The sequence below is a fragment of the Litorivivens sp. genome, assembly GCF_041624475.1.
In the GTDB taxonomy this organism is placed as follows: domain Bacteria; phylum Pseudomonadota; class Gammaproteobacteria; order Pseudomonadales; family Spongiibacteraceae; genus Litorivivens.
Genome location: NZ_JBFJUX010000007.1, coordinates 54868 through 69447 on the forward strand (window position 1 = coordinate 54868; position 14580 = coordinate 69447).

Sequence of the window (14580 nt, forward strand, 5' to 3'; positions counted from 1 at the left end):
GTAACAATGACAGGGATGACACTGGATGTGCTCCGCTTTGGACAGCTGGCAAAGGGCACATCCCTCTTCTCAGCTTGCATGTTTACCTTTGTTTTTTATCTTTCCCCCGTCGGCTCGGCAATTGCCGAACAGGGAAATAAAGACAGGCAAAGAGACGAGAAAATAGAAGGTATTCTCGAAAGCACACCGGAAAAGAAGCTGTCGTATCGCCTGGGCAAACTGCAAAGAATGCTGGCCAGGGAGCTGCCGGATTCCGTATCCAACTACCGGCAGAATCAGAGTTGGCTGTCTCGTATGCTGGAAAAGCTGGGATTGGGCGACGGGCCATTGTCCAAAGAAGATCTAGAGGAGGTTGAGGCGCTGGCGGCGCAGGTAAAGCAGGCCTATGAGGAAGCAATTCAGCGCTTTGAAAACGAAGGTCAGAATCTGGAGGCCAGGGCCAAGGGGCAGGTTAAAAAGCTGATTCGTGAACGACACGCAAAGGCCATTGCCGAAGTAAAAGCGAAATATGGGGCATTGGACAGGAGCCTTCAAGATTTCACAGCCTCCTCAGACGCCAAGGAGCAATTGGAGTCGCTAAAAGCATTAGGCGAAAGCCTAGCGAACGAAAAGTTCAAGCGTACGCATACCGCGGTCGATCCTAACAACCTGCCATGGCGAGCGCCCCGCGATGAGGTTCGAGCCCCCAAAATGAGTAAGCCGGGTCTGCAGGCCGTGCTAGGAATTGATTCACTGGTGGGCCACACGCAACTTGCCTCCGCGTCGCTGACGCATGAGATGTGGCTAACCCCAGAGGACAATAAACCGAGTGATGCTGATCTGGCCCCGTCTATCGATGTAGTCATTACCGATGAGATCAAGGCCCTGGCTGAAAGTCTTAACAACAACCCGGTGGAGATTTATAGCTGGGTACACAACAATATTCGGTATGTCCCCAGTCATGGGTCCATTCAGGGCGCCCAATACACACTTGAGAATCGCCGTGGCAATGCCGTGGATACTGCCAGCCTGCTGATCGCCCTGTTGCGCGCGGCCGGCGTGCCTGCCCGTTATGCCTACGGCACGGTGGAAATTCCGGTTGAAAAGGTCATGAACTGGGTTGGAGGTGTTCATGTTCCGGAGGCCGCGCAAAGTCTGCTGGGGCAGGGCGGAATACCCAATACGGCATTGATCTCGGGCGGTCAGGTCAGGGCGATCCGCATGGAGCATACCTGGGTCGAAGCCTACGTCGATTTTGAGCCCTCGCGAGGCGTCAAGAATATTCAGGGGGATCGGTGGATTCCAATGGATGCGTCATTTAAACAGTATGAGTTCAGCGAAGGCATGGCGCTTGAGCAGAACGTACCGTTTGACCCGCAGGCACTGGCCAGCGATATCGAGCAAAGCGCGGTCATCAATGAAGAAGAGGGTTGGGTGCAGAACATTCCCCAGCAGGCTATTGAACAGCATCTCCAATCTTTTCAGTCAGAGCTTGAAGCTTATATCAATAACCAGAACCCGGATGCCACTGTTGGCGAAGTGCTGGGCTTGCAGGAAATCAAGATTCTGCCCCCGCTGCCGCTGGCTGCAGGACTACCCTACGAGCACATCATCACCCAGCAGGTATTCTCCGAGGTCCCGGATTCCTTGCGGCACCGCTTTAAATATGAACTGGCTACACAGAATTCCGGCTACCCAAACACACCGTTCATCGTCCTTAACGAGCCGACAGTCAAACTCGCCGGCAAGAAGTTAGCGCTCAGCTTCCGTCCGGCAACGGAAGATGATCAGGAGGTGATCGAAAGCTATCTGCCCGCGCCCGACCCGGAAACTGGAGAAATCGACCCCAATGATTTGCCGGACACTCTACCAGGCTACTTGATCAATCTGGTTGCCGAGCTAACTGCGAACGGAGAGATCATCCAGAGTGGTCCCGCACAAACCATGGGTACAGAGCTATACGAAACCATGGGCTTGTATAGCCCCGCCCATAAATGGTTTACCTCGGTAAATCATCCGATCGCCGGCGAATACAGGGCAATCGGCCTTGATCTCCAAGGTATCAGCGCCGATCAGGCTGAGTCACTCCGGGCAAACCTGGAAAGCACGAAAACCAAGCTGGAGTCCGGTGATGACAACCAGCTGGTAACTCTCACCAAGCACGATGTTATGGGTGATCTGATCTACGGCACCATCATGAGCTACTTTGCGCTCAATGACGTGCAGGAGGAAATCCAGGCTCAGTCGGCAGGTATGGTGACCTATCGCTTGCCCAGCTACGGTATATTTTCCACCACACTACAGCCTCAGTATTGGTTTGGTGTGCCTCGAAACACCTCTTTTAGTGGTCTGACAATGGATGTGGATGCGGTCACTTTTCATGGGGCTGCTAAAAGCGGAGATAGATCTGAAAAAATCAACTTTACGCGGGCCAGCGGCGCTCGATTAAGCGCGATGGAGCATTTAGTGCCGGAGCAGATGTTTAGCACCGATGAAAATCCCGCACATGGTATTTCTGCGGTTAAGGCACTTGCTATTGCAGCAGCGGAAGGGCAGAAAATCTGGACAATCACTCAGGATAATCTCGACGAGGCTCTGGCGGCAATAAATTTAGGTGTGGAAGTAGAGTCAGAAATTAGAAATTCGGTGCTGGCAGGTAATGTGGCTACAGCACATGAAGACAAACTTGCATATCATGGTTGGGCAGGTAGTGGCTATTTACTCATAGATTCCAATACTGGCGCTGGAGCCTACAAAATATCTGGAGGTACTAATGGTGGGTTCTTGATGGCGTTGCCATATATACTTGCTGGAGTTTTCTTGGTATTCGCGCTTCAAGTTTTTCTAGTAGGCCTTGTGCTCCATACAGCCATTGCTCTGACTATAATTTCAGGTGCGCTTACGATTTATTCTCTAATTTCTGGCTTACTTAAAGCTTTTTCTGTGTGCACGGATCAGTTTGCTTTGGCTATTGTAACATTCCTGTTGTTAATTAAAGCTCTTATTGATTTTTTAGTGGATGCAGTAGTAGGTATAGTTGCGACGCTGCTAGGTGTATTTATTCCAGAACCTGAGTGGAATTGTTAAAGTTATGGACAGAGCAGAGCGAGGTAGTAATGAAGTCTCTGTATTTACAAGATTTGAGCGTTAAAGGTAGCGTAGATATCACGCTTACTAGGTTTGAGTATTTGATATTCTGTGCAGTTGCACTGCGAGTGAAATATGCGCGGTCAAATGCGTCTGACCTTGTTGTGGGCGATGGGGTTTATCTGCTTTTGCGTTTTCCTTTAGATTTTCTGTTGTTAACGTATATGCATATCAAGTGTCCTCACTTAAAGCCAGTTTATTCCCTTCTCATTGAAAACCCTGATGTTGACTACAGAGAGGAGCGCGTGGCAAATAACGATGAGGGGTATTGTAAAGTTTCCCTATACAAAACATAGCTAGAAACTTAGGGGCAGTCTGCAAAAAAAGGAGGCAGAAAGAGTATTTATAAAGTCTATCGTTTAACACTATTTGTTCATTGGATTTCGACTGTTCATGGAAGTAGACTGCTCTAGATCTTAATTTGTAGTCCTAGTTTGCGATATTTCCCCCCATGATTTTTTTTGCTGCGGCCGTCATAACAGCGACGGCTGAATTGCGCCCCATCAAGCCCATAATGCGACTTCCTATCCGCAGTTTGCGCGAGATAATTCGGGTGGGTCCTTTGTCGATGTAACGCAGGGCTTCTTCGGCAACAAACGATGAGGGGGTGGCGCCTTTAGGCGCTTCGTCCATGCTGGCGATTTTTCCTCGAATCAGCATCTGATGTCGTAGCGTTGGGGTGTCGGTATCGGCAAGCATCACACAAAGCACATCCACGCCTTGAGGCTTCAGCTCTCCCCAGAGCGCTTCCGCAAACAAAAGATCAAAGGCCTTAGTGCCTGCGTAAGTGGCCAGTCCCGGCGCACCGGCGCCGGCGGCGCCGGAGCTCATAATGACAATTCCGCCTCGGCCGCGTTCGACCATCTGTTTGCCATAGTGGTGGCATACGCGCATCAGCAAAGTGCAATTGCGAAACAGCAACGCCTCCTCACTTTTCAGGTCACGCTCCAGAAAATCACCGTAGTGCGCATCGCCGCCGGCGCAGTTAACCAGAAAGCCAACTTCCAGATCGGCGGTTGCGGCAATCAGTTGCTCCATGGCGTCCGGCGCAAACAGATCGAGCGCCAGTGTTCGGGTTTGAATGCCAAAGTCGCTTTCTGCCTTTGCTGCGACTTCTTCGATAACCTGCTGACGCCGAGATATCAGGAGAACGTTCAAGCCTTGTGCGGCCAGCATCTCGACAAAGGCGGAGCCGACGCCTTCGGAGGCGCCCAGTACAACGGCCCAGGGGCCGTAACGTTGAACGAGATTGTCTGCTTTGCGCATGTTTGCTTTCGCTTTATTTTTGATGAAACAGAGCGTCCTGAATTGGGCGCTCGCGATGTCTTACAAGTGGACCAGCTTGCCCGAGGGCGGAACCGTTTCTTCAGCCCAGCGTTCAGCGCTGTCGCCATAGGACTTCGCAACCCGATCCCAGTGGCTTTCGCTGTTGTTCTTGAATTCGATATTGAATTGGGTGGCGTTGCGAAATTCCAGTACTTCGACGCCCTCGGGGCCAGCTTCATAGCTGTAGGGCGCATCGGCCGGCACGAAAAAACCGTCGCCTTTGCCCAGTGTTTGATTACCCAGTTTCAGCTCGCCGGCGATGATGTAGTACATGCAATCGGCATTGTGGGAGTGGCGGGGCAGCACGAAGCCACTTTTGAACCACGCATGACAGAGGCTCATGCCGTTTTCTTTGGGTTCTCTGAACAGGCAGCGGACGGTCTCACCTCCCGGGTCTCCGCCGGTGGCCTCCATTACCTTGGCGAAACCGGCCATGACGCTTTCATCAATGCCTTCCATGGGCATTTGGGTTTCGGAGAGGGGTTCGCCGGCATCAGCCCGAAAAACTTCAATGCCGCGACGTGTCTTTTCGGTGGTGGGTTGCTGTTCGCTCATGGAAAGGCTCCTTGTCGGCGTTCTCTGGCAGACAGAGGCATTACCCAGATAAGGAGGTGGGAAAGCCTGCGAGTCTGCACCATCAGGTGCCATTGTCGCAGGCGGTTTCGGCTTTCCCTAGCCTTTGCGCGTGAATCTTTGTTAAGAAAGTGGGCGCTTAGGCGCCGGTTTCATAGCTCTCAATGGGAGGGCAGGCGCAGAACAGATTCCGATCCCCGTACACATTGTCGATACGGTTGACCGCAGGCCAAACCTTGTGGGCTTTCAGGTGGGCCACCGGGGTGCCGGCCTGTTCGCGGCTGTAGGCGCGATTCCAGTCGGCGTCGAGCATATCGGCCATGGTGTGAGGTGCGTTCACCAGCGGGTTGTCTTCTAGCGACCACTCACCGCTTTCGACTTTGGCGGCTTCTGCGCGAATGGTAATCATGGCTTCACAGAAGCGATCCAGTTCTTCCTGGGCCTCGCTTTCGGTAGGCTCGATCATCAGGGTGCCGGCTACCGGGAAGGACATGGTCGGGGCGTGGAAACCATAGTCCATCAAGCGCTTGGCGATATCTTCTTCGGTGATGCCGCTGCTCTCTTTCAGGGGGCGCAGGTCGATAATGCACTCATGGGCTACCCGGTCATTGCGACCGGTATAGAGCACTGGATAGTGGCCGCTCAGACGGTTGGCGATGTAGTTGGCATTCAGTATCGCCACTTCGGTGGCGCGGGTTAGGCCGCGCGCGCCCATCAGTGCAATATACGTCCAGGAGATGGGGAGAATGCCTGCACTGCCGTAAGTGGCAGCAGAAACGGTAACGTTCTCTTTGTTCAGGCCGTCGATATCCAGCACCGGGTGATTGGGCAGGAAGGGCGCGAGATGAGCTTTAACACCGATCGGGCCCATGCCGGGGCCACCGCCACCGTGTGGAATACAGAAGGTTTTGTGCAGGTTCAGGTGGCTAACGTCGGCACCGAACTCACCGGGCGCGGCCAGGCCGACCAGCGCATTCATGTTGGCGCCATCCACGTAAACCTGACCGCCGTGCTGATGAATAATCTCGCAGATTTCGCGAATGCCTTCTTCAAACACGCCGTGGGTGGACGGGTAGGTGACCATCAGGGCGGCAAGCTCGTTGCTGTGGCGCTCGGCCTTTTCACGCAGATCGTCAATATCGACGTTGCCTTTGTCGTCACAGCCGACGATAACCACTTTCATATCTACCATCGCCGCTGAGGCGGGGTTGGTGCCGTGGGCTGAGGAGGGGATCAGGCAGATATTGCGCTGATGATCGCCATTGCTCTCGTGGTATTTCTGGATGGCGAGCAGGCCCGCGTATTCCCCTTGCGAGCCCGCATTGGGTTGCATGGAGAAGGCGTCATAGCCCGTGCATTGAATCAATTGCTGTTCAAGCTCGCCAATCATTTCCAGATAACCCTGCACCTGGCTTTTGGGGGCGAAGGGGTGGATGCGGCCAAATTCGGGCCAGGTGACCGGAATCATTTCAGCGGTGGCGTTAAGCTTCATGGTGCAGGAGCCCAGCGCAATCATGCTGTGGTTAAGAGCGATGTCGCGGCTCTCGAGCTGCTTCATGTAGCGCAGCATTTCCGTTTCGCTGTGGTGGGTATTGAAGATCGGATGGGTCAGATAGGCACTCTGACGCTTCAGCTCAGCGGGGATGGCGGGCTCGTCTTCCAGTTCGGCGTCGATGGCGTCGAGGTCGGGTTTAAAGTCGCCTTCAAAGATGGCCCACAGTGCTTCGATATCGGCGCGGGTGGTTGTCTCATCCATGCTGATGCCGAGTGCGCCATCGAGCTTGCGCAGGTTGATCGCTTGTTCCTGCGCTTTTTCAAAGAACGTATCGGTGTTAACGCCGGTTTCGATCACGATGGTGTCGAAGTAGTTGTCAAAGCGAATTGAAAAACCAATCTGCTCAAAGCCTTTGGCGGCTATTGCGGCGAGTCGGTGGCAGCGCGCGGCAATAGTGCGCAGGCCTTCCGGGCCGTGATAGATGGCGTAAAACACAGCCATGATGGCCAGCAGCGCCTGCGAGGTACAGATGTTGGAGGTGGCCTTCTCCCGGCGAATATGCTGTTCGCGGGTCTGCATGGCCATGCGCAGTGCCTTGTTGCCGCGCTTGTCGACGGAAACGCCGATAATGCGGCCGGGTACCGAGCGCTTGAAGCTATCTTTGGTGGCAAAGAAGGCGGCGTGGGGGCCACCGAAGCCCATCGGAACACCAAAGCGCTGGGCGCAGCCGACGACGACATCCGCGCCCATCTCGCCGGGTGGCGTTAGCAGAGTGAGGCTGAGCAGATCGGCGGCGACGACGACCAGGGTGTCGGCATCGTGGGCTTTTTGAATCAGTCCGCTCAGATCGACGACTTCGCCGGTAGAGCCGGGGTATTGCAGCAAGGCGGCAAAGGCGGGCTGGTCGGCAAGGCTGTCACGGGGTCCGACGACAATCTCCAGGCCCAGCGGCTTGGCGCGGGTTTGCAGTACCGCCAGCGTTTGCGGATGGCAGTTTTCATCGACAAAAAACACATTGCTTTTGTTCTTGCGGGCGGAGCGTTTGCAGAGAGTCATGGCTTCGGCAGCGGCAGTGCCTTCGTCCAGCAGGGAGGCGTTGGCCAGCTCCATGCCGGTCAGATCCATCACCATCTGCTGGAAGTTGAGCAGGGCTTCCAAACGGCCTTGGGCAATTTCCGGCTGGTAGGGCGTATAGGCGGTATACCAGCCCGGGTTTTCCAGCACGTTGCGCAGGATGACATTGGGCGTAATGGTGTCGTAGTAACCCATACCGATATGGGTGCGGGCCACGGTGTTCTTTTTAGCCAGTGTTTTCAGGTAATCCAGAACCCGGGTTTCCGACTGGGGCTCTGGCAAATCCATGGCCTCGCGGCGAATGCTGGCGGGCACGGTCTGGCCGATCAGGTCGTCCAGGGTGCTGACGCCCAGTGTTTCCAGCATACTTGCAATCTGCGCGTCGTCGGGGCCAATATGTCGGCGCAGAAAATCGTCCTGTTGCTCAAGTGCGGACAGCGTGCTTGCCATGGATGATAAATCTCCGGGTTTGGGCGTCGTTTGAAGGCGCGTATTAAAGCATATTGAGGGCGGATTTTCCTTGGCTGACCAAGACGCGAAAGTCATCGCCAGTGATAGCGGCCATAAGCTGCATAAATTATTGGCCGAGGTGCGCGCCTGCCGCCTTTGCGAGGCAGATTTACCCCTTGGGCCCAACCCGGTGGTCCGCGCCAGTAGTGCCGCCCGGCTTCTGATTGTCGGGCAGGCGCCGGGCACTCGGGTGCACAAGACGGGGATACCGTGGAATGACCCTTCCGGTGATCGATTGCGGAGCTGGCTGGGCTGGTCGCGCGAGCAGTTTTACGATGAGTCGCTCACCGCCATTGTGCCCATGGGCTTTTGTTATCCCGGCAAGGGCAAGAGCGGTGATTTGCCACCGCGCCCTGAGTGCGCATCGGCCTGGCATGACAAGCTGCTGGCCTTGATGCCGCATATCGAGCTGGTGTTGCTGATCGGGCAGTATGCGCAAAAGCATTATCTGGACAAACCCTATGGCACGCTGACGGAAACGGTGCGGCACTTTGCCGATTACGGGCCTCTCTACCTGCCCCTGCCGCATCCGTCGCCGCGTAACCAGCTTTGGCTGCGGAGAAACCTTTGGTTTGAGCGGGATGTTGTGCCGGAATTGAAGCGCAGGGTCAGTCGGTTCTCTGGCTGATGTTGGGCCTCAGGCCGCTCTGCGAAGCAGTTGAACTATTGAGAGAGGAAGTATGAAAGCAGTACTCCGGGCGCTGGTCGTCATTGTGGTGTGTCTGGCGCTGGTCTTTGGGTTGGCTTATGTCGTGGGTGATAGCGAGACCCATGTGGCGGGCTGGCCGCTGCTGGTGGTGCTGGCGGCCATAGCCATGGGCGTTCAGTGGCTGGTGTTTATTCCTTCCTTTATTTATCAGACCGAGCACTACTATGATCTGACCGGTAGCCTGACCTATCTGGTGATTGTTGGTCTGGCGGTACTGCTGGCTGGCGGCGCGCTGGATGCTCGCGGCCTATTGGTGGCGGCGCTGGTCAGCTGCTGGGCACTGCGGCTAGGCACCTTCCTGTTTCGCCGGGTTAAGAAAGCGGGCAAGGACGGTCGTTTTGATGTTATTAAAACCCGCTGGTCGCGCTTTCTGGTGACCTGGACTCTTCAGGGTGCCTGGGTGTTCATTACATTGCTGGCGGCGCTGGTTGCCATTACCAGTACTCGTCAGGCTCCGCTTGGGTTGCTTGCCTATATCGGCTTGCTGATTTGGCTGGCGGGCTTTTGCATTGAGTCCATCGCCGATTATCAGAAGTCGGCTTTTAATGGTAAGCCTGAAAATCAGGGTCGTTTTGTGGATGTCGGTTTATGGCGCTGGTCGCGGCACCCCAATTATTTTGGCGAGATCCTGCTGTGGATGGGTATTGCCGTGATCGCCATGCCGGTTTTTGAGGGGCTGCAGTGGCTGGCGCTGATCTCTCCCGTGTTTGTAGTGTTTTTGCTGGTCAAGATCAGTGGTATTCCGCTGCTGGAAAAGCGCGCTGAACAGAAGTGGGGCGATTCCCTCGACTACCACGTGTATAAAAAAGAAACGCCGCTATTAATGTTGCGGCCTCCCCGGAAATAGCATTTGCACTTTCTCCTTTAGCCCGGTTTTGCCCTTTCCCGTCTACACTGAATGGTAGGCGTCAGCGATGTGGAGGTGTCAGTGATTATCGGTCTGCCCAGGGAAATCAAGGCACAGGAGTACCGGGTTGCGCTTATGCCAGAGCAGGTGGCGAGCCTGCGCAAGGCGGGGCATGAGGTTCTGGTGGAGCGCGGTGCGGGTGTTGGTAGCGGTTTTGAGGACGAGGACTATCAGACCGTTGGTGCTGAACTGGTGGATGGCGCTGAGCCTGTTTTCAAGCGCGCTGAACTGATTGTCAAAGTTAAAGAGCCCCAGCCTCGGGAGTGCGAACTGTTGCGGGCCGGGCAGGTACTGTTCACTTATCTGCATCTCGCACCAGACGCCTCTCTGGTTGATCGCTTGCTTGCCACCGGCGTTACGGCGATTGCCTACGAAACCGTGCGCGACGCCGAGGGTCGTCTGCCGCTGCTGTTCCCTATGAGTGAAATTGCCGGCCGGGTTGCGGCGCAGGCGGCAGCGCGCTGCCTGGAGAAAAATGCTGGTGGTCGGGGGGTGTTGCTGGCGGGCGCCACCGGTGTGACTCCGGCCCGGGTGCTGGTGCTTGGCGGCGGTGTTGTCGGGCTCAATGCCGCGCGAATACTGGCGGGTATGGGCGCTTTGGTCACGGTGCTGGAGGCGGCCGAGGGCCGTCGCAAGCAATTGCAGGCTGAATGGGAAGGGGTTTTTGAAGTTGAGCCTTCGGGTGAGTCAGGGTTGGCGAAGCACTTGCCGGAGGTGGAGGTGGTTGTCGGCGCCGTGCTGGTGCCGGGCGATGCCAGCCCAAAACTGATCAAGCGAGCAGATCTAAAGCGGATGAAGTCAGGCTCGGTGCTGGTGGATGTGGCGATTGATCAGGGTGGCTGCTTTGAGAGCAGTCGGCCCACAACCCACGATCAGCCCACCTATATAGAAGAGGGTGTCGTTCACTACTGCGTTGCCAATATTCCCGGCGCGGTGCCGCGCACAGCAACCGCGGCACTGTCGCGGGCGACCTTTCCGTATATCAGTGCCATTGCCAGCGAGGGCTGGCTTCAGGCGCTGTCGGCAGATGCAGGCTTGGCTGCAGGGCTGAGTGTAAGCGGAGGCAAGCTCTACTGCCCCGCCGTAGCGCGGGCTCAGGGGCGCGCATACGAGGCCTCGCCCTTTGTGCCGACAACCGCGAAGGGGTAGGTGTGTTTTTCGTATGAATAGCGTCAAATCGTATGATAAGAGGCGTTGATATAACCTATAACTATAGGAATGCGTAAATATACTCCCTTGGGATTACGCATATCGCTTGCTTCGGGCCCGCCCCCTGACTACACTTGGTGCTCAATTTTTCTGCCAGAGCTATTGAGTCAGGCATGTCACAGAATCCTTCACTACCGTTAAGTTTACCCGCCCTGGTGGCCTGGGCGGCTGACGAATACGGCGACAAAACAGCGATCAAGGAAGGGGAGCGCCGGGTCAGCTATGACGAGCTGGCGCAGCTCGGTTGTCGAGCGGCAGCGGCGTTTGTTGCCGCCGGTGTCGAGAAGGGCGACCGGGTGGCGATCTGGGCGCCCAATATGGCCGAGTGGATTGAGGCGGCGATTGGTTTGGAATCTGCCGGGGCGGTTCTGGTGCCGCTTAACAACCGCTTGCAGGGCAATGAGGCGGCCGACATTCTGCGTCGCAGCGGTGCCCGTATTTTGCTCACCTATACCCAGCTGGAAAAAGGCGAGCCGTTGACCCTGCTGGAAGGCGAAGATCTTCCGGCGCTGCAGCATAAAATACTGCTGCGGGGCAGCGATCATCGCGCCCAGAGCTGGGAGGCCTTCCTGGAACAGGCCGATGAGGTCGAGATCGAGGCGCTGGAAGCGCGGCTGGCCAGTGTTGAGCCTGACGATGTGGCCGATATGCTGTTTACCTCCGGTACCACGGGCAAACCCAAAGGCGTGCTTTGCACACACCGTCAGAATATTCAGGTGTTCAAAACCTGGGGCGATACCGTCGGCCTGCGCAGCAGCGACAACTACCTGATCATCAATCCTTTCTTTCATACCTTTGGTTACAAGGCCGGCTGGCTGGCGGCGATTATTTTTGGCAGCACTATCCTGCCGGTGATGGCCTTCGATAAAGAAGCGGCGATGGCTCAGATCGAGCAGGATAAGGTCACCATGCTGCCGGGCGCGCCCTCGCTCTATGAAATGCTGCTGGCCGATCCCGGACGCGACAAATACGACCTGTCCAGTCTGCGACTCGGCGTGACCGGTGCCGCCTCTGTCCCCGTCAAACTGGTTAAGGACATGCGCGATGTGCTCGGTTTTGAAACCGTTGTGACCGCTTACGGCCTCACGGAATCCACCGGTGTGGTGACGATCTGCCGCCCCGACGACGACGCCGAAACCATCGCCACCACCTCAGGCCGCGCCATTGAGGGTGTCGAGGTGAAATGCGCCAACCCGGATACCGGCGAAGAAGTCGCGCGCGGCAGCGAGGGTGAGATTTGGGTGCGCGGCTATAACGTGATGAAGGGCTACTTTGATATGCCCGAAGCCACAGCTGAAAGCATTACCTCCGAAGGCTGGCTGCGAACCGGCGATATCGGCGTAATGGATGAGCGAGGCTATCTGCGCATCACCGATCGCCTGAAAGACATGTACATCATGAACGGCGAAAACGTTTATCCGGCTGAAGTGGAGAAAACCCTTTACGGCATGGACGGTATTGCCCAGGTGGCGGTTATCGGTGTGCCCAAGCAGCCTCAAGGCGAAGTGGGTATGGCATTCGTGGTGTTAAAGCCCGGCTTCGAGCAGAACAAACAGGCGCTGCTGGATTATGCCGGCGAGCATCTGGCGCGCTACAAGGTGCCGATGCATGTGGCCTTTGTCGACAGCCTGCCGCTGAACGCCTCGGGTAAGGTTGTTAAGCCGGAGCTGAAAAAACTGGCGAAAGAACTCGGCCATGGCTGATGGCGTGCTGAAAGACGCCGTGGCTGAACGCATCCCCATGCATTCACTGGAGATGGAAGAGGCCGACCACAAGCTGGTTTCCCTGCTGCGCCAGGACGGGCGCATGGCCTTCAAGGCGCTGGCAGAGAAAACCGGCTTGACGGAAAACACCGTTCGCAGCCGTTTGCGGCGTCTGGAAGAGCAGGATTTGCTGCGGGTGGTTGCGGTCACCGATTTTGAGGCCGCGGGCTTTTCGCTGATGCTTGCCGTCGGCGTGCAGGTGGAAGGGCGCAGCGCTGCTGACGTGGCAACTGATTTGGCCGCCTTCCCAGAAGTGTTTTCAGTCTGCCAGGTGGTGGGCAGTCACGATATTGAATGCCTGATGGTGGCTGAAGATCAGGAAGCGGTTTCGCAATTGCTGACCAAACGTCTTGCCAGTGTGCCGGGTGTGCGCCGTTTGCTGCCGGCCATGGCAATTGATGTGCTGAAGAATCAGCCCAACTGGGTGTTGTTTGATAAAGCGCGCGGTGCTGTTGATGAGCCTAGCGCCGCTGGCAAAATAGGTGCCGCGTGACCAAACGCCGCCTTGATGAGCTGGATCAGAAAATTGTTGATGCATTGGCAATCGATGCGCGTACCAGCAACCGCAAGATTGCGGCGGAGCTCGGGGTTACCGAAGGCACGGTGCGCGGCCGCATCAAACGCATGGAAGATGAAGGGCAGATCCGAATAACGGCGGTGACCAATATTGATCATCTGCGCAATCCGACGTTGGCCTATATCTGGGTTGAAGTGGACAGCGCAATGGAAGTGAAGGATGTCGCACAAGCGCTGGCGGATACCCCGCAGATAGGTTTTGTGGCGGTCACGCTGGGGCGCTTTGACATACTTGCCATTACGCTGGTGCAGAACAACGGCCAGCTGGCAGATTTTTTGAATACGAAGGTGAGTGTAATTCCCGGTGTGCGCCGAACCGAGTGCTCGCTGGGCGTGACCTTCGTCAAGCACGATTACCGCATGTCGAAGATTTTGACGTGATTAACAGGGTGCCGGTATTCAGTCCGGCGCAAAACAAGGAGTCGATATGAACAAGCAAATGAGCCTGAAGGAAGTGGTCGGCCAGTTGCGCGATGGTATGACCATCGGCATTGGTGGCTGGGGTCCGCGTCGCAAACCGATGGCGCTGGTACGCGAAATCCTTAATTCCGACCTGAAAGACCTGACCATCGTGGCCTATGGTGGCGCCGATGTCGGCATGCTCTGCGCGGCAGGCAAGGTCAAGAAAGTGATATTCGCGTTCGTTACCCTCGACTTTATCCCGCTGGAGCCTTACTTCCGTCAGGCGCGTCAGAGCGGCGAACTGGAAGTCATGGAAATCGATGAAGGCATGATGTTGCTGGGTCTGCGCGCTGCTGCCTGGGGTTGCCCCTTTATTCCCACCAAGGTTGGTCTGGGTACGGATGTCATCAAGTACAACCCGGACATCAAGGTCATCGACAGCCCCTACGATGACAAAGAGTGGGTGGCGATGCCGGCTTTGAAACTCGACGCGGCGCTCGTTCATGTGAACAAAGCCGACACCCGCGGCGTGTGCCAGATCACCAGTCCTGACCATTACATGGACGACTGGTTTGCCCGCGCGGCTGAAAAAACCTTCGTTACGACCGAAGAAATCGTCGATACCGAATTTTTTGCCGATGAAGCGCAAGCCCGTTTTGTTTTTTGGGAGCGCAGTCAGACGACGGGTGTGGTTCACGCACCGGGCGGCGCTCACCCCACATCCTGTGCGCCGGACTACGGCTTCGATGTACCGCATTTCAAAGAGTACAACGCCTCAGCTAAAGAGGGTGGCTTTGCCGTTTACGCGGACAAGTACATCACCGGCAAAAGCGAAGACGACTATCAGCAGGCGGTTGGCGGCATAGACGCCATCAAAAAACTGCCCCTGCCCACTTACTAAGGAGACGAC

Annotated in this window: 11 protein-coding genes; 8 read left to right on the forward strand and 3 right to left on the reverse strand. The window is 56.0% G+C overall.

Going from position 1 to position 14580, the window contains the following annotated elements; all coding sequences use genetic code 11:
• Positions 1–6: 6 nt before the first annotated feature.
• Positions 7–3066: a transglutaminase domain-containing protein gene (locus ABY734_RS09430; RefSeq protein WP_372778743.1), complete on the forward strand. Its 3060-nt coding sequence runs from the start codon at positions 7–9 to the stop codon at positions 3064–3066.
• A gap of 489 nt (positions 3067–3555) precedes the next feature.
• Here the strand turns inward: ABY734_RS09430 and ABY734_RS09435 are convergent, their stop codons facing one another.
• The 3 genes from ABY734_RS09435 to gcvP all read right to left on the reverse strand — a co-directional run bounded on the left by ABY734_RS09435 (position 3556) and on the right by gcvP (position 8044).
• Positions 3556–4392, reverse strand: coding sequence for an SDR family NAD(P)-dependent oxidoreductase (locus ABY734_RS09435; RefSeq protein WP_372778744.1), 837 nt, complete (start codon positions 4390–4392; stop codon positions 3556–3558).
• 60 nt (positions 4393–4452) lie between these two features.
• Complete coding sequence (locus tag ABY734_RS09440) at positions 4453–5007, reverse strand: cupin domain-containing protein (RefSeq protein WP_372778745.1); 555 nt, start codon at positions 5005–5007, stop codon at positions 4453–4455.
• Positions 5008–5164: 157 nt separating this feature from the next.
• Positions 5165–8044 carry an aminomethyl-transferring glycine dehydrogenase gene (gene gcvP, locus ABY734_RS09445; protein ID WP_372778746.1) on the reverse strand — a complete coding sequence of 960 codons (2880 nt, stop codon included), beginning with the start codon at positions 8042–8044 and terminating at the stop codon, positions 5165–5167.
• A gap of 118 nt (positions 8045–8162) precedes the next feature.
• On the opposite strand from gcvP, the gene ABY734_RS09450 reads away from it, so the two are divergent.
• The 7 genes from ABY734_RS09450 (at position 8163) to ABY734_RS09480 (ending at position 14571) form a co-directional block, all read left to right on the forward strand.
• A complete protein-coding gene (locus ABY734_RS09450; RefSeq protein WP_372778847.1) occupies positions 8163–8732 on the forward strand; it encodes a uracil-DNA glycosylase family protein in 570 nt (189 codons plus the stop codon).
• Between the two features lie 52 nt (positions 8733–8784).
• Positions 8785–9660 (forward strand): DUF1295 domain-containing protein, encoded by an 876-nt coding sequence (locus tag ABY734_RS09455; protein ID WP_372778747.1) that lies wholly within the window; start codon positions 8785–8787, stop codon positions 9658–9660.
• Between the two features lie 81 nt (positions 9661–9741).
• Positions 9742–10869, forward strand: a complete 1128-nt coding sequence (ald, locus tag ABY734_RS09460; protein ID WP_372778748.1) for an alanine dehydrogenase — start codon at positions 9742–9744, stop codon at positions 10867–10869.
• Positions 10870–11042: 173 nt separating this feature from the next.
• Complete coding sequence (locus tag ABY734_RS09465; protein WP_372778749.1) at positions 11043–12632, forward strand: FadD3 family acyl-CoA ligase; 1590 nt, start codon at positions 11043–11045, stop codon at positions 12630–12632.
• On the forward strand, positions 12625–13185 hold the full coding sequence (locus ABY734_RS09470; protein WP_372778750.1) for an Lrp/AsnC family transcriptional regulator: 561 nt from the start codon (positions 12625–12627) through the stop codon (positions 13183–13185). Before ABY734_RS09465 ends, ABY734_RS09470 begins: the two co-directional genes overlap by 8 nt.
• Entirely contained in the window at positions 13182–13649 is a 468-nt protein-coding gene (locus ABY734_RS09475) for an Lrp/AsnC family transcriptional regulator (RefSeq protein ID WP_372778751.1), read from the forward strand. The genes ABY734_RS09470 and ABY734_RS09475 overlap by 4 nt, the downstream gene beginning before the upstream one ends.
• A gap of 46 nt (positions 13650–13695) precedes the next feature.
• The gene (locus ABY734_RS09480; RefSeq protein WP_372778752.1) at positions 13696–14571 is read left to right on the forward strand and encodes a CoA transferase subunit A; all 876 of its coding nucleotides are present in this window, start codon (positions 13696–13698) and stop codon (positions 14569–14571) included.
• The last annotated feature ends 9 nt before the right edge of the window (positions 14572–14580 follow it).